Here is a 17,815-nt window from a genome sequence, read left to right as displayed (position 1 = left end):
ATGTTAGTACCTAAACGTGTAAAACATCGTCGTGAATTCCGTGGTAAAATGCGCGGAGAAGCAAAAGGCGGTAAAGAGATTGCTTTTGGTGAATTCGGCTTACAAGCTGTTGAATCACATTGGATCACCAACCGTCAAATCGAAGCTTCACGTATCGCTATGACTCGTTACATGAAGCGTGGTGGGAAAGTGTGGATTAAAATTTTCCCTCATAAATCATACACATCTAAAGCGATTGGCGTACGTATGGGTAAAGGTAAAGGGGCTCCTGAAGGTTGGGTTTCACCAGTTAAACGCGGTAAAATCATGTTTGAAATCGCCGGTGTTCCTGAAGAAGTTGCTCGTGAAGCATTACGTCTTGCTTCTCACAAATTACCAATGAAAACGAAGATCGTAAAACGTGAGGAAATGGGTGGTGAATCGAATGAAGGTTAAAGAAATCAGAGAATTAACCACTGCCGAAATGCTTGATCAGGAAAAACAATTGAAAGAAGAATTGTTCAACTTGCGTTTCCAATTAGCAACCGGTCAATTAGAAAACACTGCACGTATCAAAGAAGTACGTAAATCGATTGCACGCATCAAAACTGTGTTGCGTGAACAAGCGAAGTAATTGTGGAAGGAGGCCATTAGCGGTATGACTGAAAGAAATCAACGTAAAGTTTACCAAGGTCGCGTGGTATCTGACAAAATGGATAAAACCATTACTGTCGTTGTAGAAACAAAGAAAAACCACCCTATCTACGGTAAACGCATGAACTACTCTAAGAAATACAAAGCGCACGATGAAAACAACGAAGCAAAAGTTGGCGATATCGTGAAAATTATGGAAACTCGTCCATTATCTGCTACTAAACGTTTCCGTCTAGTAGAAATCGTTGAAAAAGCTGTAATTATCTAATTACACTTTGGAACTTGGTAGATAAATAAAGCGATAAAGGAGGATACAACCGTGATCCAATCAGAAAGCCGATTAAAAGTTGCTGATAACTCAGGTGCGCGTGAAATTTTGACGATCAAAGTCCTAGGTGGCTCAGGTCGCAAAACTGCTAACATCGGAGACGTGATCGTTGCTTCAGTTAAACAAGCAACGCCAGGTGGGGTTGTCAAAAAAGGCGACGTTGTCAAAGCGGTCATCGTCCGCACTAAATCAGGTGCGCGCCGTACTGACGGTTCTTATATTAAATTTGATGAAAATGCTGCGGTAATTATCCGTGACGATAAAAGCCCTCGTGGAACTCGGATCTTTGGCCCTGTTGCCCGTGAATTGCGTGAAAACAACTTCATGAAGATCGTTTCCCTAGCACCAGAAGTATTATAAGAAAACCTATTTTAAAAGGAGGTGCGAAACAGTAATGTTTATTAAAAAAGGCGACAAAGTCAAAGTTATCACTGGTAAAGACAAAAACAAAGAAGGCGTTGTTTTAGAAGCTTTCCCGAAAAAAGATAAAGTTGTAGTCGAAGGTGTTAACATCGTGAAAAAACACCAAAAACCTTCTCAAGCTGCTCCGCAAGGCGGAATCGTTGAAATGGAAGCTCCGATTCATGTATCAAATGTCATGATCATCGACCCATCAAACGGTGAAGCTACTCGGGTTGGCTACAAAGAAGTTGACGGTAAAAAAGTCCGCGTTTCCAAGAAAACCGGTGAAGTTTTAGATAAATAATTTAAGGAAGGAGGGGCAACTAAATGAACCGCCTGAAAGAAAAATACTCAAAAGAAGTAGTTCCAGCTTTAATGGATAAATTCAATTATAATTCAGTGATGCAAGCACCAAAAGTTGAAAAGATTGTTATCAACATGGGTGTGGGTGATGCTGTTTCAAATGCGAAAAATTTAGATAAAGCAGTAGAAGAATTAACTTTAATCGCTGGTCAAAAACCATTGATTACAAAAGCTAAAAAATCTATTGCCGGCTTCCGTTTACGTGAAGGTATGCCAATCGGCGCCAAAGTTACTTTGCGCGGCGAACGCATGTATGAATTCTTAGACAAATTGGTAAGTGTTTCACTACCACGTGTCCGTGACTTCCATGGTGTAAGTAAAAAATCATTCGATGGTCGCGGTAACTACACTTTAGGTATCAAAGAACAATTAATCTTCCCTGAAGTTGATTACGATTTGGTCGACAAAGTACGCGGGATGGACATCGTTATTGTGACAACAGCCAACACTGATGAAGAATCACGTGAATTGCTGACACAATTAGGCATGCCATTCCAAAAATAATTAAAGGAGGCGAACTACGTGGCTAAAAAATCAATGATTGCTAAACAACAACGTCCTGCTAAACATTCAACACAAGCTTACACTCGTTGCGAACGTTGCGGACGTCCACATTCAGTTTATCGTAAATTTAAACTTTGCCGTATTTGCTTCCGCGAACTTGCCTATAAAGGTCAAATTCCCGGCGTGAAGAAAGCTAGCTGGTAAACAAATACTCGCATAAAGGAGGTAAAGAACCCATGGTCATGACAGATCCAATCGCAGATTTTCTAACTCGCATTCGTAATGCTAACATGGTTAAGCACGAATCTTTAGAAGTGCCTGCATCAAAAATCAAGCGTGACATCGCTGAAATCTTGAAAAACGAAGGTTTCATCCGTGATGTTGAATATATCGAAGATGACAAACAAGGCGTGATCCGTGTCTTCCTGAAATACGGCAAAAACGGTGAACGTGTTATCACTAACTTGAAACGTATCTCTAAACCAGGCTTGCGTGCTTACGTTAAAGCTGACGAAGTACCAAAAGTATTAAATGGTTTAGGTATCGCCATTATCTCGACTTCTGACGGTGTAATCACTGATAAAGAAGCGCGTCAAAAAAATGTCGGCGGCGAAGTTGTCGCATACGTATGGTAATATAATCTTTTACAAGGAGGTGTCTTTAAGTGAGTCGTATCGGTAATAAAATCGTTGAATTGCCTGCTGGCGTTGAAGTTAAGCAAGATGGCAACAACATTACAGTCAAAGGTCCTAAAGGTGAACTTACACGTACTTTTTCTGCTGACATTACTATGAATGTCGAAGGAAACGTTGTAACTTTCACTCGTCCAAATGACACAAAAGAAATGAAAACAATCCACGGAACAACTCGTGCCAACTTCAACAACATGGTCGTAGGTGTTTCTGAAGGTTTCCAAAAAGCTCTTGAACTTATCGGGGTTGGTTACCGTGCCCAATTACAAGGCAAAAAATTAGTCTTAAACGTGGGTTACTCTCACCCAGTTGAGATCGAAGCGCCAGCTGGCGTTGAAATCGAAGTTCCAGCGAACACACAAGTGATCGTTAAAGGAATCAACAAAGAAGTAGTTGGCGAATTAGCTGCGAACATTCGTGGCGTACGTCCTCCAGAACCTTACAAAGGCAAAGGGATCCGCTATGTTGGCGAATTCGTACGCCGTAAAGAAGGTAAAACTGGTAAATAATAAAGGATATAGCCGAAGCCCGTATGAAAATTACGGCTTCACATCTTCCTTTTTTGAAGATGACTATATACTTTTCGCGGCTTAGGCCAGCAAATAGAAGAGGTGACAATTGTGATTACAAAACCAGACAAAAACAAGACACGTCAAAAGCGTCATCGCCGTGTCCGTAACAAAATCTCTGGTACTGCTGAGTGCCCACGTTTGAACGTATTCCGTTCTAACAAAAACATCTACGCGCAAGTTATTGATGACGTAGCGGGTGTAACGCTAGCAAGTGCCTCTGCCTTGGATAAAGAAATTTCAGGTGGAAATAAAACAGAACAAGCGCAAGCCGTAGGTAAATTGGTTGCTGAACGTGCTGCTGCTAAAGGTGTTAAAGAAGTAGTCTTTGACCGTGGTGGTTACCTTTACCATGGCCGTGTGCAAGCTTTAGCTGAAGCTGCGCGCGAAAATGGACTAGAATTTTAGGAAAAGGAGGAACACCATTCATGACTTACATCGATCCAAATCATTTGGAATTAGAAGACCGCGTTGTTGCGATCAACCGTGTAACAAAAGTTGTTAAAGGCGGACGCCGTTTGCGTTTTGCAGCTTTAGTTGTAGTTGGCGATAAAAACGGACACGTAGGTTTTGGTACAGGTAAAGCACAAGAAGTACCAGAAGCTATCCGTAAAGCGATCGAAAGTGCTAAGAAAAACTTGATTGAAGTACCTATGGTGGGAACAACTATCCCTCATGAAGTTATCGGCGTCTTTGGCGGTGGCCGCATTTTAATGAAGCCAGCTGTTGAAGGTTCTGGGGTTGCTGCAGGTGGACCTGTCCGTGCCGTCTTAGAATTAGCAGGCGTTTCAGATATTACTTCTAAATCATTAGGTTCAAACACACCAATCAACGTTGTTCGCGCAACTGTTGAAGGTTTATCTCAATTAAAACGTGCTGAAGAAGTTGCTGCATTACGTGGCAAATCAGTTGAAGAAATTATCGGATAAGGAGGACAACAATAATGGCTGAATTAAAAATTACTTTAAAACGCAGTGTTATCGGACGTCCTCAAAACCAACGTGATACTGTTAAAGCGTTGGGTCAGGTAAAGTGAATACAACTGTAGTGAAACCTGCTAATGATGCAATCAAAGGTATGGTTAACACTATTTCTCACTTAGTGGACGTTGAAGAAATTTAATCAAACTTAGTTTAACTTGTTAAGGAGGTGCCAACCCTATGAAACTTCATGAATTACAACCTGCAGAAGGATCACGCCAAGTACGCAATCGCGTCGGTCGCGGTACTTCATCTGGTAACGGTAAAACATCTGGTCGCGGACAAAAAGGTCAAAAAGCGCGTTCAGGTGGCGGTGTGCGTTTAGGCTTTGAAGGTGGTCAAACACCATTATTCCGTCGTTTGCCAAAACGTGGTTTTACTAACGTTAACCGTAAAGAATATGCAGTAATCAATTTAGATGTCTTAAATCGCTTTGAAGACGGTACTGAAGTAACACCTGTTACTCTAGTAGAAGCTGGAATCGTGAAAAACGAAAAAGCTGGAATCAAAGTTTTAGGCAACGGTGAATTGACTAAGAAATTAACTGTGAAAGCAGCTAAATTCTCAAAAACAGCCGAAGAAGCTATCACAGCTAACGGTGGGTCAATTGAGGTGATCTAATGTTTAAACTGTTGAAAGACTCTTTTAAAGTTAAAGATATTAGATCAAAGATCTTCTTTACCGTTTTTGCTTTATTCGTCTTTCGTCTAGGAGCACATATCACCGTTCCTGGTGTTGATGCTAGTCGCCTGCAAAGTATCGCAGAACTACCATTTTTAAACATGTTAAACATGGTAAGTGGTAGCGCGATGCAAAATTTCTCAGTCTTTTCAATGGGTGTGTCACCTTATATTACTGCTTCAATTGTGATTCAATTGTTGCAGATGGATATCGTGCCAAAATTTGTTGAATGGTCCAAACAAGGGGAAGTAGGTCGACGTAAATTAAATCAAGCTACGCGCATTTTGACATTGGTGTTAGCCTTTGTTCAATCAGTCGGGATTACAGCTGGATTTAATTCTTGGACACAGCTTGGCTTTGTGGATAACCCAGATGTGATGACTTTTGTTGTAATTGGTTTAATCTTAACTGCCGGTACAATGTTTGTAACGTGGTTGGGAGAACAAATTACTGAAAAAGGTGTCGGCAATGGGGTTTCTATGATCATCTTTGCTGGTATTATCTCTCGTTTGCCTGATGCGATTAAACAATTAGTTGAAGATTACTTCATTAATATCGAATCAAGTGAAATTTGGAAATCGGTATTATTTATGCTTGCTCTGGTAATTGCTGTTTTAGTAATTATCACGTTGGTCACTTATGTCCAACAAGCAGAACGTAAAATTCCGATCCAATATACAAAACGAGTTGCTGGCGCACCAACAAGCAGTTACTTACCGCTTAAAGTTAACGCTGCCGGCGTTATTCCAGTTATTTTCGCCAGTTCTTTCATTGCTACCCCGAATGCCATTTTACAAGCCTTAAGCGGCTCGTATCGTGGTGAAGGTTGGTATGAAGTAATGATGCAAATCTTTAATTATAATACGGTGCCAGGGGCAACGATTTATACATTATTGATTGTAGCATTTACGTTCTTTTACGCTTTCGTGCAAGTTAACCCTGAGAAATTAGCGGAAAACTTACAAAAGCAAGGAAGTTATATTCCATCGGTCCGACCTGGTAAAGGTACTGAAGATTATGTCTCCCGCTTATTGATGCGTTTAAGCGCAGTTGGGGCTTTGTTCTTAGGTCTAGTTGCTTTGTTACCAATCATTGCACAAATGGTCTGGAACTTACCACAATCAATTGGTTTGGGTGGTACAAGTCTATTGATCGTAATCGGTGTTGCACTGGAAACTGCTAAACAGTTAGAAGGTCTAATGCTGAAACGGAAATATACTGGTTTTATCAATTAGAGTGAAGGTGAAGTGTTGAGGGTCTTCCTCAACACCCCCACCATAAACTTACAGGAGGAGTTAGTATGAACCTTGTATTAATGGGATTACCTGGTGCAGGTAAAGGAACGCAAGCTGAAAGAATCGTTGCGGCGTATCAAATTCCTCACATTTCAACAGGTGACATGTTTCGGGCGGCTATGGCCAATGAAACAGCTCTCGGCCTGGAAGCAAAAGCTTATATGGATAAAGGTGAATTAGTGCCTGACGAAGTTACCAATGGTATCGTAAAAGAGCGCCTAGCAGAACCTGATACTGACAAGGGCTTCTTGTTAGATGGTTTTCCTCGGACAATTGATCAAGCAAAAGCATTAGATCAAATGCTTTCAGAACTTGGAAAAAAATTAGATGCCGTCGTTGAAATCCATGTTCCGTCAGAAATCTTAGTTGAACGCTTAGCGGGTCGCTATATGTGTCGCAATTGCGGCGCGACGTATCACAAAATCTTCAACCCAACTAAAGTTGAAGGCACTTGCGATCGTTGTGGAGGCCATGAGTTTTATCAACGAGAAGATGACAAACCTGAAACAGTCAAGAATCGTCTAGCTGTCAACATTAAAAGCAGTGAACCGATCTTAAGTTACTACAAAGATCAAGGTTTATTGCAGTCGATTGATGGAGATCGTGATATCGATGCAGTCTTTGCCGACGTGCAAAAGATCATCGGGTAACACGCGCAAACAGCTACCGACTTGCAAAGAAACTTTCTCTTGCTAAGTGTGATATATTATGATAGAATATGTCAGTCCGCCTTTAGCGTTAAATAAAGGCAAGTTTTGAGAATCTCAGGTGGGAACGCCAAGTTTCCGCCATTTTATCGTGTAAAGCGAAACAAGTACAAGGAGGTACTGTGCGTGGCAAAAGAAGATGTTATCGAAATCGAAGGTACAGTCGTCGAAACTTTGCCGAATGCAATGTTTAAAGTGGAATTGGAAAACGGACACCAAGTGCTCGCTACGGTATCAGGTAAGATCCGTATGCACTACATCCGCATCCTGCCCGGTGATAAAGTGACGGTAGAATTATCGCCATACGATTTATCACGTGGTCGGATCACATACCGTTTTAAATAATTGTACTCCGTAAACTTCAAGGAGGTATTATCATGAAAGTAAGACCATCAGTAAAACCAATGTGTGAACATTGTAAAGTAATTCGTCGTAAAGGACGCGTTATGGTGATTTGCCCAGCAAATCCAAAACATAAACAACGTCAAGGATAATCGGAGGTGTAACAAAATATGGCACGTATTGCAGGAGTAGATATTCCTCGTGATAAACGCGTAGTAGTTTCTTTAACTTACATCTATGGTATCGGAAACACTACTGCGAAAGAAGTGTTAGCTGAAGCTGGCGTATCTGAAGATGTTCGTGTTCGTGACTTAACGAATGAACAAACAGATGCTATCCGTGCAGCAGTTGACAAATTAAAAGTTGAAGGTGACCTTCGTCGTGAAGTCAACTTGAACATCAAACGTTTGATGGAAATCGGTTCTTACCGTGGTATCCGTCACCGTCGTGGTTTGCCAGTTCGTGGTCAAAACACTAAAAACAATGCCCGCACTCGTAAAGGTCCTTCTAAAACAGTTGCAGGTAAGAAAAAATAATAATCTAGTGAAGGAGGTTAAAACTTCATGGTAGCAAAAAAAGTGAATCGTAAACGCCGTGTCAAAAAGAATATTGAAACCGGTATTGCGCATATCCATTCAACATTCAACAATACAATCGTAATGATCACAGATACTCATGGTAATGCTTTAGCATGGTCATCTGCTGGTGCTTTAGGTTTTAAAGGTAGTAAAAAATCAACACCTTTTGCCGCTCAAATGGCAGCTGAAACTGCTTCAAAAGCAGCAATGGAACATGGATTAAGAACAGTTGATGTAACTGTTAAAGGCCCTGGTTCTGGACGTGAAGCAGCAATTCGTTCATTACAAGCAGCAGGTCTAGAAGTGACTGCAATCCGTGACGTGACTCCAGTTCCTCATAATGGATGCCGCCCTCCAAAACGCCGTCGTGTTTAATGAGTGCTGCTCAATTTGAGTTTCTACATTTTTACGTCATTGAACAAGACACTTTTCGTTTTGAAAGGGGTAAAAGATAAGAATGATTGAATTCGAAAAACCAAGAGTTGCAAAAATTGATGAAGAAAAAGATTATGGCAAGTTCATCGTTGAGCCTCTAGAAAGAGGTTATGGGACTACTTTAGGCAATTCCCTACGTCGTATTTTATTATCTTCATTGCCTGGGGCAGCGATCACAAGTATTCAAATTGATGGCGTCTTACACGAATTCTCCACCGTCAAAGGTGTGCGCGAAGATGTCGCACAAATCATTTTGAATATCAAAGGTCTTGCTCTTAAGATGTACACGCAAGAAGAAAAAACCCTTGAAATCGACATTACCGGTCCAGCGACTGTTACTGCTGGTGACATTATCGTTGACAGTGATGTAGAAATTTTAAACAAAGATATGTATATTTGTAGCGTTTCTGAAGGGGCTACTTTTCATGCCCGCTTGACTGTTCGACCTGGTCGTGGTTATGTGCAAGCTGATGAAAACAAACGGGAAGATATGCCAATCGGTGTTATCCCAGTTGATTCAATTTACACACCAGTGAATCGTGTTAACTACCAAGTAGAAAACACACGGGTTGGCCGTCGTGACGATTTTGATAAATTGACGATGGAAATTTGGACTGACGGTTCTATCATGCCGATGGAAGCGATGAGTTTAGCTGCGAAAATCATGACTGAACATTTGGATATTTTTGTGAATCTAACTGATGAAGCTAAAAATGCTGAAATCATGATTGAAAAAGAAGAAACACAAAAAGAAAAAATGTTAGAAATGACAATCGAAGAATTAGACTTGTCTGTTCGTTCATATAACTGTCTGAAACGTGCTGGCATCAATACAGTACAAGAATTAACCAACAAATCTGAACCAGAAATGATCAAAGTGCGTAATTTAGGCCGTAAATCACTTGAAGAAGTGAAAGCTAAATTACACGATCTTGGTTTAGGATTACGTAAAGACGACTAATAGTCGCAGAATCAAAAAGGAGGGAATTCCACGTGAGTTACCGCAAATTAGGACGCACATCTAGCCAACGTAAAGCGATGTTGCGTGATTTAACAACTGATTTATTGATCAACGAACGTATCGTAACGACTGAAGCTCGTGCTAAAGAAGTTCGTTCAACTGCTGAAAAAATGATCACTTTAGGTAAACGCGGCGATTTGCATGCCCGTCGTCAAGCTGCTGCTTTCGTACGTAACGAAGTAGCAAGTGTACGGGAAGAAAACGAAGAAATCGTTATTGAATCAGCTTTACAAAAGCTATTTAACGATATCGCTCCTCGTTACGCAGAACGCCAAGGTGGCTACACTCGCATCTTGAAGACAGAACCAAGACGCGGCGATGCAGCACCAATGGTTATCCTAGAACTTGTTTAATATCACACTTTTCATCACTTTATCGATGTCCTTTAGAGTGTTATGATGTTGGAAGTAAATTCCGAGTCTAGCTCAGCGCCGCCCCTTAGTTTTACTAAGGGGCAGGCACTCATCATAAAGTGCTTTTTTTTTACCCAAAATTTACTGTCAAGACAGTTTTAAAACAGAATGCCTCCTAAATTATTTTTTAACAGTTAAAAAAATGAAAGATTGTTTAGGAGACATTCAGTGATAACAATTTGTATTTGCCCTTATTTTCTGCTAAATTTAGTAGGAAAAGCTTTCAAATCAGCTTTTTTACCAGTAAATGTTCATTTTGTGAACAAGACTAAGGATTAAAGGACAGGAGTCGGCATGGAAGATATTATTGAACTTGTAGATATTAAATTCAGCTACGATCCAGAAGCTGAAAGAAATGCACTAGATGGTGTTAGCTTTAGTATCAAAAAAGGCGAGTGGGTTGCAATCGTGGGCCATAACGGTTCTGGTAAATCTACTTTGGCTAAAACAATTAACGGCTTGCTGTTGCCACAACAAGGAAGCGTTACAGTCGGTAAGAATTTATTAAATGAAGAGAACGTTTGGGACATTCGCCGTATGGTAGGAATGGTTTTTCAAAACCCTGATAATCAATTTGTTGGCTCAACGGTTGAAGACGATGTCGCCTTTGGGCTGGAAAATCAAGGAATTCCTCGTGAAGAGATGTTATTACGGGTAACAGATGCGCTAGAGCAGGTCCGTATGAGCGACTTCAAACAAAGAGAACCCGCACGTTTATCCGGAGGCCAAAAGCAGCGGGTAGCCATTGCTGGTGTGGTAGCACTGCGTCCAGATATTATCATTTTAGATGAAGCGACCAGCATGCTAGATCCAGAAGGTAGAGAAGAAGTTATTGCGACCATCAAAAAAATTAAAGATCAAAATAATTTGACGGTTTTATCCATTACCCATGATATTGACGAAGCGGCCAACGCAAACCGAATTTTAGTAATGCAAGCAGGAAAATTGGTAAAAGAAGGAAGTCCGGCTGAAATTTTTTCTGCTGGCGAAAAATTAATTGAACTAGGTTTAGATTTACCTTTCCCCGAAAAATTAAAAGCGGCCTTAAAAGAGCGGGGCGTTGCTGTACCTGCTGAATACTTGACTGAAGAAGGGATGGTGGATTGGTTATGGACATCCGTTTTGAACAAGTAGGCTTTACCTATCAACCGGGTACACCATTTGAACAACGCGCTTTGTATGATATTGATTTAGAAATTGCCACAGGATCGTATACTGCCATTGTTGGTCATACCGGAAGCGGTAAATCAACTTTATTGCAGCATTTAAATGCCTTATTAAAGCCCACTAGCGGCGCAGTTACAATTGGAGACCGTAAAATTATCGCTACGACAGATAATAAAAATTTAAAACCAATTCGCAAAAAAGTAGGTATAGTTTTTCAATTTCCCGAAGCACAACTCTTTGAAGAAACAGTCGCCAAAGATATTGCTTTTGGGCCGAAAAATTTTGGTGTCTCAGAAGAAGCCGCGAAAGCTTTGGCTGAAGAATACCTCGATTTAGTTGGCTTAGACGCCTCTTACATGGAGCGCTCACCATTTGACCTATCCGGTGGTCAAATGCGGCGGGTGGCAATTGCAGGGGTCTTAGCGATGGAACCAGAAGTCTTAGTCTTAGATGAACCAACTGCAGGGCTTGATCCCAAAGGGCGTAAAGATATGATGGAGATGTTTTTGCGACTACACCAAGAAAAAAATATTGCAATTGTTCTAGTTACCCACTTGATGGATGATGTCGCAAATTTTGCTGATTACGTATATGTATTGGAAAAAGGCGCCTTAGTAAAATCAGGTCGGCCTGTAGATGTTTTTCAAGATGTTAAATGGGTACAAGAAAAACAAATTGGCGTGCCGATGGCGACAGATTTTGCTTTGCGTTTACAAGAAAAAGGGATGCATTTTGATCGTTTGCCAATTACTGCTGAAGAGTTAGCAGATATGCTATTGGCAGGAGGTGGCAAAAAATGATGAATAAACTGATTTTTGGTCGCTATATCCCAGGAGATTCTTTGATTCATCGTTTAGATCCGCGGGCGAAATTAATTGCTAGTTTTTACTTTATCGCAGTTATTTTCTTTGCTAATAATTGGCAGAGCTATGCCTTTTTGGCACTGTTTACCTTAGGCTGTGTTGCGCTTTCCAAAGTTAAGCTTTCCTTTTTTATTCGCGGTGTGAAACCTTTAATTTGGTTGATTTTATTTACTGTCTTGTTGCAAGTCCTATTTACTACGGGTGGGAATGTCTTGTGGCATTGGTGGGTCTTTACGGTGACCGATTACGGATTGCTAAATGGTGCTTTCATTTTCTGCCGTTTTATTTTGATCATTTTTATGTCAACCTTATTGACGTTAACGACAGCGCCGTTGGAGTTATCCGATGCCATTGAATATATTTTGCGCCCTTTAAATGTTGTGCATTTTCCTGTTCATGAAGTTAGTTTAATGCTTTCAATTGCGTTGCGTTTTGTACCAACGTTAATGGACGAGACGGAGAAAATTATGAATGCACAGCGGGCTCGTGGTGTTGATTTTGGCGAAGGCAACTTAGTTCAAAAGATGAAAGCTATTATCCCGCTTTTAATCCCATTGTTTGTTTCTAGTTTTAACCGTGCGGAAGATCTAGCAACTGCCATGGAAGCACGAGGCTACTCTGGGGGCGAAGGTCGGACAAAATATCGGAAATTAGATTGGCATTTGCGCGATACCATGGTGGTAGTCGTCTTTGCAGCAGTTACAGTCTTGTTGATTTTGATTCGGAATTGAGGAAATAAATTTGCGCTATAAAGCTATCATTGCTTATGACGGTACAAACTTTCACGGCTTTCAACGGCAAGTGTCAGGGCGGACTGTCCAAGCAGAATTAGAAAAAACGTTAACGAAAATAAATAACGGCAATTTTGTCGAAGTTCAAGGCTCCGGTCGCACAGATGCTGGAGTACACGCCTTAGGACAAGTCATTCATTTTGACTTTCCCAAAGAGCGGCCTTTAGAAAAAATGCGCTTTGCACTAGATACGCAGTCACCAGCGGATATCGCTTGTAAAAGTGTTGAAATTGTTCCAGACGATTTTCATGTTCGTTATTTAGTTAAGGAGAAAACATATCAATTTAAAGTGGATATCGGTAAACCCCGCAGTCCATTTCGTCGCTTTTATGCCAGCTACTATCCTTATCCACTTGATTTGGCAAAAATTGAAGCAGCGCTGCCGGCATTTTTGGGCACCCATGATTTTACTTCTTTTTGTGCTTCTGGTAGTTCAGTGGAAGATAAAGTTCGCACCATCCGGGTTGCAAAAATGGCCGTCAATGATAGTGGCGATGAATTGACGTTCACTTTTACTGGGGATGGCTTCTTATACAAAATGATTCGGATCATGGTGGGAACGTTATTAAAGATTGGCAATGGCCACATAAAAGCAGATGCTATTCCCGCCATCATTAAAGCTAAAGATCGTAATTTAGCAGGACCAACAGCTCATCCAGAAGGTTTGTATTTGGTTGAAGTGAAATATGACTAAAAAAGCGTTGTTGCGCTGTCTGAATACAGACAGTGTAACAACGCTTTTTATAATGGCCACGTAGTTAAAGTTCCACTAAATTTGAAGAACAATTTAGTGGAATTAAATCTTAATGCTCGTGGGCTAAGCGAGTTTGTTCCGCTTTTCTTTGCTGTCTAGCTACACAAACTAGTCCCCTGCGACATGAAGCTAAAATTCCACAAAATTTGAAGAACAATTTAGTGGAATTAAATCTTAATGCTCGTGAACTGAGCGAGTTTGTTCCGCTTTTCTTTGCTGTCTAGCTACACAAACTAGTCCCCTATGACATGAAGCTAAAATTCCACTAAATTTGAAGAACAATTTAGTGGAATTGAATCTTAATGCTCGTGGACTGAGCGAGTTTGTAAAGCTTTTCTTTGATAAAAGCGGTCAAAGAAGTAAAAGATGATAAGGCAAGTGATAAACAGAACAACACCAAGGATAAAACCTGGTGGTAAGTAGCTTAATGTAATGGTGTGACTTCCTTGTTTTACTTTGACGCTGACAAAAGCATCTTGAAAGGCAGTAACTGGGACTTTCTTGCCATCTATTTTGACTTGCCAGCCTTTATCAAAGGGAATCGTCGTCACGAGTAATTGGTCAGAGGTAGCTGTAAAGTTACCGGTGGCACTGCGATTTCCGGTTTTTAGTGGCACGCCATTAGCTTGCAATTGTTTCATGGCCGTTGTATAAGCAGTCGTATCTAATGTGACGACTTGTGGGTTTTGTAACCCGATGGATTTAGTCCCATAAAAGCTAGCAGTAAAGGTGATCGTGGTCTCTTTGTCGTAATAGCCAAGATCATAATATTGACCGCTAATATTAATTTGCGTTTTGCGCTTTTGCCCGTTGATTAAAATCGTGACAGTCGAGCTTTCTAATTCAGCGAAGTCTTCTGGATAAAGACTTAGGTAAGCTTGCTGGTGGGCTGGTATGGTCACGCTCCAAGTAATATCTTTTGCTAAATTGGCTTTTTGCTCTGTTAGGCGTAAAAAGTTTCCATTATCTGTTACAGTCGCGTTATCGGTTTTGACTAAAGATAAGGGGAGAAAGTCAAAATAACGGAGATTTTCGCCGCTTAATTTATTCACTAAGTTTGTTTGACTTGTCAAATTATCATTGGGCGGTTGGACGATTTTTGCGGCAGTGTCATCCGTTAAAAAGGCTAAAGGTAAGGCATAATCGTTTTCATATAATTGATAGTCAGCATTTTTGGCCTTTTCTTTAAAACCAAACTTATTTAACGGTGTTTTCGTTAAGTTGTATTTGATCCCCGTCAAGCCATCCATTAATAAGGTGTTATTCGTATAGCGGATATTTAGGTTGGTACCACGCGAACGAAAACCCAATTGATCCAAGTAGCTGGAGGAATGACGATTCCGAATGGAAGAAAACATGCTGATCCCACTGTAACCATAATTAAAGCTGTCGTTACTAGAAACAGGATCAAGATTTTCTAAGCGATAAAACGTCTTGTTTGCGGCTTTGGTTTGATCTACAAGATTTTTAATCGCCGGATAAGGTTCAGTATAAAGACTACGGGAAGCGTAATTCCAATCGTTTAAAATGCCGTGGACCATGCCGTTGGTATTAATTGCCGCTTCGCTGCAAACAACTGCCAACAGTAAAATGCGCGCGGTCTTTTTCGTGAAACTATTTTTAGCAGTAAAAGTAAAAACTAAAATGTATAAAAGTAAAAAGCAAATCGTTAAAACAAAAGAACCAAATTTTACATAAGTGTATTCATGATCGCCTCTAAGCCCCATGGCTAAACAGAATACAAGCATCAAACCAATCATGATTGCTACTAGTTTGGGCCAGTGTTGGACCTTGAATTGCTCCCAGCCATAACCGGCTAACATAATCACTAAAAAAGAAAATAAGTAGGCATAACGGAATAAAAACATATTCGGTGCATGCATTCCTTGCCAGAATAAGTTCAATGGGACTAGATAAAAACTGGCAATTAAAATGGCAAATAAAGCAGCAAAAAGAATTTTTTCCTTGCGGGCAACCGCTTTGGTAACAAAATAAAACAAACAAAAGGCTAAAGGCAATAAACCAATGTAGATAAAAGGAATACTCCCGTATTTGGTAGTATCGTAGACCCCAATCATATTTTTCATGATAATATCTAAAAAACTAGTGGCTTCAGTTTTTAATTGGGTAATCTGGGTAAGTTCCTCACCGTTGGTCCGCAAATCCAAAACAGCCGGTAGAATAATAATCATGGCAGCTCCGCCAGCTAATAAAGAAGTTATGCCATAAGGTAGAATTGCATTTTTGTTCTTTTTGAAATTGCCAATAAGGCGTACAAGAAAATAAAGAACAGAAAAAATACCGATCATAAAACCCATGTAAAAGCTGGAAATAAATAAGAGCAGATAACTAAAAAATAAAAGACGCGGTTTCTTCAATAATATGAGTCGATCGATACCCCAAATAATTAAAGGCAGGTATACTAAGGCGTCAATCCACATGATAATTTCAGAATGGGCAACGATAAAAGACATTAAGGCATATGTTGTCGCTAAGGCGACATGAGCCCATTTATCAAGCTTAAAAGTATGTTTGGCATAAAACCAAAAAGCCAAACCGGCACTGCCGACTTTTAATAAAGTTAGAAAGTAGAGGGCGTCTGGCATCAACTGATTTGGAAAAAATAGCACTAAGGGTGTAAAAATTCCACCTAAATAATAGGAGATTAACGAAAGATAATTTAACCCCAAAGAAGTATGCCACGAATACAAAAAGCTCTGTTTGCCGAGCATTGCGTTGCGGAAGCTCGCATGAAAGTTAGAAAACTGCGAAAAAGCATCGCTGGCTAAAATACTCCGGCTGCTACCGGGATAAATCCCGATGGTTAAATAAATAAAGGCCAAAATAAAAAAAGGCAGGCCAAAACTCGCCAACATTAAAAGGCGATTTTCTTTTAGAAAAGACTTCACTTGCTGCATTAGGTCACCAAATTTCTCTAGATTAAAATTAAAACTCGTCTATATTTTATCACAACTCTGTGTCGCTGAAAGCTTTGGTAAAAAAAGAAAAAACTCTTTTAAAATTTGAAGAAGGAACGGGGGGATAAAAAGTGAAATAGTCAAATAAATCAGCAAGAAAAAAGCGAATATGCGAATTGGTATATTCTCATTTTTGGGGGTGAAGCGTCTTGACACTTTACAAAAAATGCAGTATTTTTAGGGTATTAAAAAAACATATTTCGTCTCAATATTACAGGGTTAATATTGGCACATATCTATAAAAAAGACTGGCTTTGTGTCAGTCTTTTTTTGCGTTTTTGTAGGTTGTGATGTTTTTGTTGGTGGGGTTCAAATTTATTTTATAATAACGTTCTTTTTCTATTGGTCACTTTTTGTAAAAAAATTAGGATTTTGCGCAAAAGGATACAAAAAAACCGTCTGAGTTTCCTCAGACGGTGTATTGTAGTCTAGTGTCAATTAAACGCGCTCAACTTTTCCTGATTTCAAAGCACGAGCTGATACCCAAACTTTTTTAGGTTTACCATCGATTAAAACGCGAACTTTTTGTAAGTTAGGTTTAACTGTACGTTTTGTAGCGTTCATCGCATGGGAGCGGTTATTTGCACTTGATGTTTTACGACCTGTAAAATAGCAAACTTTTGCCATGTGACTAGTTCCTCCTTTGCCTTGCTATGGAGCGCATATTAGGGCTCATACTAACTGAATTTACCACAAACGATACAATTATGCAAGCTAAATTTGCCGGCAAATATTGACTTTTATCTTTAAACCATGTAAATTAAACAACGTTGCAGGCTTTATCAAAGTTTTTACTGCCGTTAGCTCTTTCTTTTATTTAAAGGGTAGCTATGATAAAATACTATAGAAGAAAATGGGGGAATTTGTACCCCTCTTTTGTTATATTCAATTGAAGAAATTCAAGGGAACAAATTTTGTAAAGCTTAAATTAAGGGGGCTTATTTTTATGGCTGTAAAAATTAATACTGCATCTGGCACAATCGAAATTACAAACGAAGTGATTGCCACAGTGGTCGGTGGCGCTGCTACTGACGTATTTGGCATTGTCGGCATGGCCAGCAAGAGTCAAATCAAAGATAATATCAATGAAATTTTACGTAAAGAAAATTATTCCCGTGGCGTTATCGTGCGACAAGAAGAAAACGGCGTTGCGGTGGATGTTTACACCATCGTCAGCTACGGAACGAAAATCTCGGAAGTTTCTCGTAATGTACAAGAAAAAGTGAAGTACAATTTGGAAAGTATGTTAGGTGTAACGGCTAATTCCGTTAATGTTTTCGTTCAAGGTGTACGTGTACTGCCAGATTAGGCAGGAGATC

Annotated in this window: 27 protein-coding genes and 1 pseudogene; 26 read left to right on the top strand and 2 right to left on the bottom strand. The window is 40.0% G+C overall.

Annotated features, from left to right (window positions below; all coding sequences use genetic code 11):
* The 25 genes and pseudogenes from rplP to truA all read left to right on the top strand — a co-directional run bounded on the left by rplP (position 1) and on the right by truA (position 13,458).
* Positions 1 to 435, top strand: a complete 435-nt coding sequence (gene rplP, locus K4422_RS10345; RefSeq protein ID WP_010742757.1) for a 50S ribosomal protein L16 — start codon at positions 1 to 3, stop codon at positions 433 to 435.
* The gene (rpmC, locus tag K4422_RS10340; RefSeq protein ID WP_002288664.1) at positions 425 to 613 is read left to right on the top strand and encodes a 50S ribosomal protein L29; all 189 of its coding nucleotides are present in this window, start codon (positions 425 to 427) and stop codon (positions 611 to 613) included. Before rplP ends, rpmC begins: the two co-directional genes overlap by 11 nt.
* Positions 614 to 637: 24 nt before the next feature.
* Positions 638 to 901, top strand: a complete 264-nt coding sequence (rpsQ, locus tag K4422_RS10335) for a 30S ribosomal protein S17 (RefSeq protein WP_016173527.1) — start codon at positions 638 to 640, stop codon at positions 899 to 901.
* Between the two features lie 51 nt (positions 902 to 952).
* Positions 953 to 1,321, top strand: coding sequence for a 50S ribosomal protein L14 (gene rplN, locus K4422_RS10330; protein ID WP_016173528.1), 369 nt, complete (start codon positions 953 to 955; stop codon positions 1,319 to 1,321).
* A gap of 34 nt (positions 1,322 to 1,355) precedes the next feature.
* Positions 1,356 to 1,667 (top strand): 50S ribosomal protein L24, encoded by a 312-nt coding sequence (rplX, locus tag K4422_RS10325; protein WP_016173529.1) that lies wholly within the window; start codon positions 1,356 to 1,358, stop codon positions 1,665 to 1,667.
* A gap of 23 nt (positions 1,668 to 1,690) precedes the next feature.
* The gene (gene rplE / locus K4422_RS10320; RefSeq protein ID WP_230711069.1) at positions 1,691 to 2,230 is read left to right on the top strand and encodes a 50S ribosomal protein L5; all 540 of its coding nucleotides are present in this window, start codon (positions 1,691 to 1,693) and stop codon (positions 2,228 to 2,230) included.
* Between the two features lie 18 nt (positions 2,231 to 2,248).
* Positions 2,249 to 2,434, top strand: coding sequence for a type Z 30S ribosomal protein S14 (locus tag K4422_RS10315; protein WP_016173531.1), 186 nt, complete (start codon positions 2,249 to 2,251; stop codon positions 2,432 to 2,434).
* Between the two features lie 32 nt (positions 2,435 to 2,466).
* Positions 2,467 to 2,865, top strand: coding sequence for a 30S ribosomal protein S8 (gene rpsH / locus K4422_RS10310; RefSeq protein WP_173103864.1), 399 nt, complete (start codon positions 2,467 to 2,469; stop codon positions 2,863 to 2,865).
* Between the two features lie 29 nt (positions 2,866 to 2,894).
* Positions 2,895 to 3,431 (top strand): 50S ribosomal protein L6, encoded by a 537-nt coding sequence (gene rplF, locus K4422_RS10305; protein WP_173103863.1) that lies wholly within the window; start codon positions 2,895 to 2,897, stop codon positions 3,429 to 3,431.
* Between the two features lie 111 nt (positions 3,432 to 3,542).
* Positions 3,543 to 3,899 carry a 50S ribosomal protein L18 gene (rplR, locus tag K4422_RS10300; protein WP_230711068.1) on the top strand — a complete coding sequence of 119 codons (357 nt, stop codon included), beginning with the start codon at positions 3,543 to 3,545 and terminating at the stop codon, positions 3,897 to 3,899.
* A 20-nt stretch (positions 3,900 to 3,919) separates the two neighbouring features.
* Entirely contained in the window at positions 3,920 to 4,420 is a 501-nt protein-coding gene (gene rpsE / locus K4422_RS10295) for a 30S ribosomal protein S5 (protein WP_016173535.1), read from the top strand.
* Positions 4,421 to 4,434: 14 nt separating this feature from the next.
* Positions 4,435 to 4,613: pseudogene (gene rpmD / locus K4422_RS10290) on the top strand (50S ribosomal protein L30).
* A 38-nt stretch (positions 4,614 to 4,651) separates the two neighbouring features.
* Complete coding sequence (rplO, locus tag K4422_RS10285) at positions 4,652 to 5,092, top strand: 50S ribosomal protein L15 (RefSeq protein WP_016173537.1); 441 nt, start codon at positions 4,652 to 4,654, stop codon at positions 5,090 to 5,092.
* Positions 5,092 to 6,387: a preprotein translocase subunit SecY gene (gene secY, locus K4422_RS10280; protein ID WP_230711067.1), complete on the top strand. Its 1,296-nt coding sequence runs from the start codon at positions 5,092 to 5,094 to the stop codon at positions 6,385 to 6,387. Before rplO ends, secY begins: the two co-directional genes overlap by 1 nt.
* Positions 6,388 to 6,452: 65 nt before the next feature.
* On the top strand, positions 6,453 to 7,097 hold the full coding sequence (locus K4422_RS10275; RefSeq protein ID WP_206903383.1) for an adenylate kinase: 645 nt from the start codon (positions 6,453 to 6,455) through the stop codon (positions 7,095 to 7,097).
* A 183-nt stretch (positions 7,098 to 7,280) separates the two neighbouring features.
* Positions 7,281 to 7,499, top strand: coding sequence for a translation initiation factor IF-1 (infA, locus tag K4422_RS10270; RefSeq protein WP_010754744.1), 219 nt, complete (start codon positions 7,281 to 7,283; stop codon positions 7,497 to 7,499).
* A gap of 32 nt (positions 7,500 to 7,531) precedes the next feature.
* Positions 7,532 to 7,648 (top strand): 50S ribosomal protein L36, encoded by a 117-nt coding sequence (gene rpmJ / locus K4422_RS10265; protein ID WP_002288710.1) that lies wholly within the window; start codon positions 7,532 to 7,534, stop codon positions 7,646 to 7,648.
* A gap of 18 nt (positions 7,649 to 7,666) precedes the next feature.
* Positions 7,667 to 8,032, top strand: a complete 366-nt coding sequence (gene rpsM, locus K4422_RS10260; RefSeq protein ID WP_173103860.1) for a 30S ribosomal protein S13 — start codon at positions 7,667 to 7,669, stop codon at positions 8,030 to 8,032.
* Between the two features lie 27 nt (positions 8,033 to 8,059).
* Complete coding sequence (gene rpsK / locus K4422_RS10255; RefSeq protein WP_016173541.1) at positions 8,060 to 8,449, top strand: 30S ribosomal protein S11; 390 nt, start codon at positions 8,060 to 8,062, stop codon at positions 8,447 to 8,449.
* Between the two features lie 82 nt (positions 8,450 to 8,531).
* On the top strand, positions 8,532 to 9,470 hold the full coding sequence (locus tag K4422_RS10250) for a DNA-directed RNA polymerase subunit alpha (protein ID WP_071864228.1): 939 nt from the start codon (positions 8,532 to 8,534) through the stop codon (positions 9,468 to 9,470).
* Between the two features lie 32 nt (positions 9,471 to 9,502).
* Positions 9,503 to 9,883 (top strand): 50S ribosomal protein L17, encoded by a 381-nt coding sequence (gene rplQ, locus K4422_RS10245; RefSeq protein ID WP_016173543.1) that lies wholly within the window; start codon positions 9,503 to 9,505, stop codon positions 9,881 to 9,883.
* A 354-nt stretch (positions 9,884 to 10,237) separates the two neighbouring features.
* Positions 10,238 to 11,077: an energy-coupling factor ABC transporter ATP-binding protein gene (locus K4422_RS10240; RefSeq protein WP_230711066.1), complete on the top strand. Its 840-nt coding sequence runs from the start codon at positions 10,238 to 10,240 to the stop codon at positions 11,075 to 11,077.
* On the top strand, positions 11,053 to 11,910 hold the full coding sequence (locus tag K4422_RS10235) for an energy-coupling factor ABC transporter ATP-binding protein (RefSeq protein WP_206903385.1): 858 nt from the start codon (positions 11,053 to 11,055) through the stop codon (positions 11,908 to 11,910). Before K4422_RS10240 ends, K4422_RS10235 begins: the two co-directional genes overlap by 25 nt.
* Positions 11,907 to 12,704, top strand: coding sequence for an energy-coupling factor transporter transmembrane component T family protein (locus K4422_RS10230; RefSeq protein WP_206903386.1), 798 nt, complete (start codon positions 11,907 to 11,909; stop codon positions 12,702 to 12,704). The genes K4422_RS10235 and K4422_RS10230 overlap by 4 nt, the downstream gene beginning before the upstream one ends.
* 10 nt (positions 12,705 to 12,714) lie before the next feature.
* Complete coding sequence (gene truA / locus K4422_RS10225) at positions 12,715 to 13,458, top strand: tRNA pseudouridine(38-40) synthase TruA (RefSeq protein ID WP_206903387.1); 744 nt, start codon at positions 12,715 to 12,717, stop codon at positions 13,456 to 13,458.
* A gap of 359 nt (positions 13,459 to 13,817) precedes the next feature.
* On the opposite strand, the gene K4422_RS10220 is transcribed toward truA, so the two are convergent.
* Positions 13,818 to 16,436: a YfhO family protein gene (locus tag K4422_RS10220; protein ID WP_230711065.1), complete on the bottom strand. Its 2,619-nt coding sequence runs from the start codon at positions 16,434 to 16,436 to the stop codon at positions 13,818 to 13,820.
* A 498-nt stretch (positions 16,437 to 16,934) separates the two neighbouring features.
* A complete protein-coding gene (rpmB, locus tag K4422_RS10215; RefSeq protein ID WP_016173549.1) occupies positions 16,935 to 17,123 on the bottom strand; it encodes a 50S ribosomal protein L28 in 189 nt (62 codons plus the stop codon).
* A 319-nt stretch (positions 17,124 to 17,442) separates the two neighbouring features.
* On the opposite strand from rpmB, the gene K4422_RS10210 reads away from it, so the two are divergent.
* On the top strand, positions 17,443 to 17,805 hold the full coding sequence (locus K4422_RS10210; protein WP_206903389.1) for an Asp23/Gls24 family envelope stress response protein: 363 nt from the start codon (positions 17,443 to 17,445) through the stop codon (positions 17,803 to 17,805).
* The last annotated feature ends 10 nt before the right edge of the window (positions 17,806 to 17,815 follow it).

This window comes from Enterococcus sp. SMC-9 (genome assembly GCF_021011285.1).
GTDB lineage: Bacteria > Bacillota > Bacilli > Lactobacillales > Enterococcaceae > Enterococcus_C > Enterococcus_C montenegrensis.
Note: the sequence above shows the minus strand (reverse complement) of the source record. Positions and strands in the feature narration are given on the sequence as shown.

Bases quoted from the DNA above. Each gene is read 5' to 3' on its own strand.
- rplP (WP_010742757.1), top strand. From the start codon at position 1: ATGTTAGTACCTAAACGTGTAAAACATCGTCGTGAATTCCGTGGTAAA.
- rpmC (WP_002288664.1), top strand. From the start codon at position 425: ATGAAGGTTAAAGAAATCAGAGAATTAACCACTGCCGAAATGCTTGAT.
- rpsQ (WP_016173527.1), top strand. From the start codon at position 638: ATGACTGAAAGAAATCAACGTAAAGTTTACCAAGGTCGCGTGGTATCT.
- rplX (WP_016173529.1), top strand. From the start codon at position 1,356: ATGTTTATTAAAAAAGGCGACAAAGTCAAAGTTATCACTGGTAAAGAC.
- rplE (WP_230711069.1), top strand. From the start codon at position 1,691: ATGAACCGCCTGAAAGAAAAATACTCAAAAGAAGTAGTTCCAGCTTTA.
- rpsH (WP_173103864.1), top strand. From the start codon at position 2,467: ATGGTCATGACAGATCCAATCGCAGATTTTCTAACTCGCATTCGTAAT.
- rpsE (WP_016173535.1), top strand. From the start codon at position 3,920: ATGACTTACATCGATCCAAATCATTTGGAATTAGAAGACCGCGTTGTT.
- rplO (WP_016173537.1), top strand. From the start codon at position 4,652: ATGAAACTTCATGAATTACAACCTGCAGAAGGATCACGCCAAGTACGC.
- secY (WP_230711067.1), top strand. From the start codon at position 5,092: ATGTTTAAACTGTTGAAAGACTCTTTTAAAGTTAAAGATATTAGATCA.
- K4422_RS10275 (WP_206903383.1), top strand. From the start codon at position 6,453: ATGAACCTTGTATTAATGGGATTACCTGGTGCAGGTAAAGGAACGCAA.
- rpmJ (WP_002288710.1), top strand. From the start codon at position 7,532: ATGAAAGTAAGACCATCAGTAAAACCAATGTGTGAACATTGTAAAGTA.
- rpsM (WP_173103860.1), top strand. From the start codon at position 7,667: ATGGCACGTATTGCAGGAGTAGATATTCCTCGTGATAAACGCGTAGTA.
- rpsK (WP_016173541.1), top strand. From the start codon at position 8,060: ATGGTAGCAAAAAAAGTGAATCGTAAACGCCGTGTCAAAAAGAATATT.
- K4422_RS10250 (WP_071864228.1), top strand. From the start codon at position 8,532: ATGATTGAATTCGAAAAACCAAGAGTTGCAAAAATTGATGAAGAAAAA.
- K4422_RS10240 (WP_230711066.1), top strand. From the start codon at position 10,238: ATGGAAGATATTATTGAACTTGTAGATATTAAATTCAGCTACGATCCA.
- K4422_RS10235 (WP_206903385.1), top strand. From the start codon at position 11,053: ATGGACATCCGTTTTGAACAAGTAGGCTTTACCTATCAACCGGGTACA.
- K4422_RS10230 (WP_206903386.1), top strand. From the start codon at position 11,907: ATGATGAATAAACTGATTTTTGGTCGCTATATCCCAGGAGATTCTTTG.
- K4422_RS10220 (WP_230711065.1), bottom strand. From the start codon at position 16,436: ATGCAGCAAGTGAAGTCTTTTCTAAAAGAAAATCGCCTTTTAATGTTG.
- rpmB (WP_016173549.1), bottom strand. From the start codon at position 17,123: ATGGCAAAAGTTTGCTATTTTACAGGTCGTAAAACATCAAGTGCAAAT.
- K4422_RS10210 (WP_206903389.1), top strand. From the start codon at position 17,443: ATGGCTGTAAAAATTAATACTGCATCTGGCACAATCGAAATTACAAAC.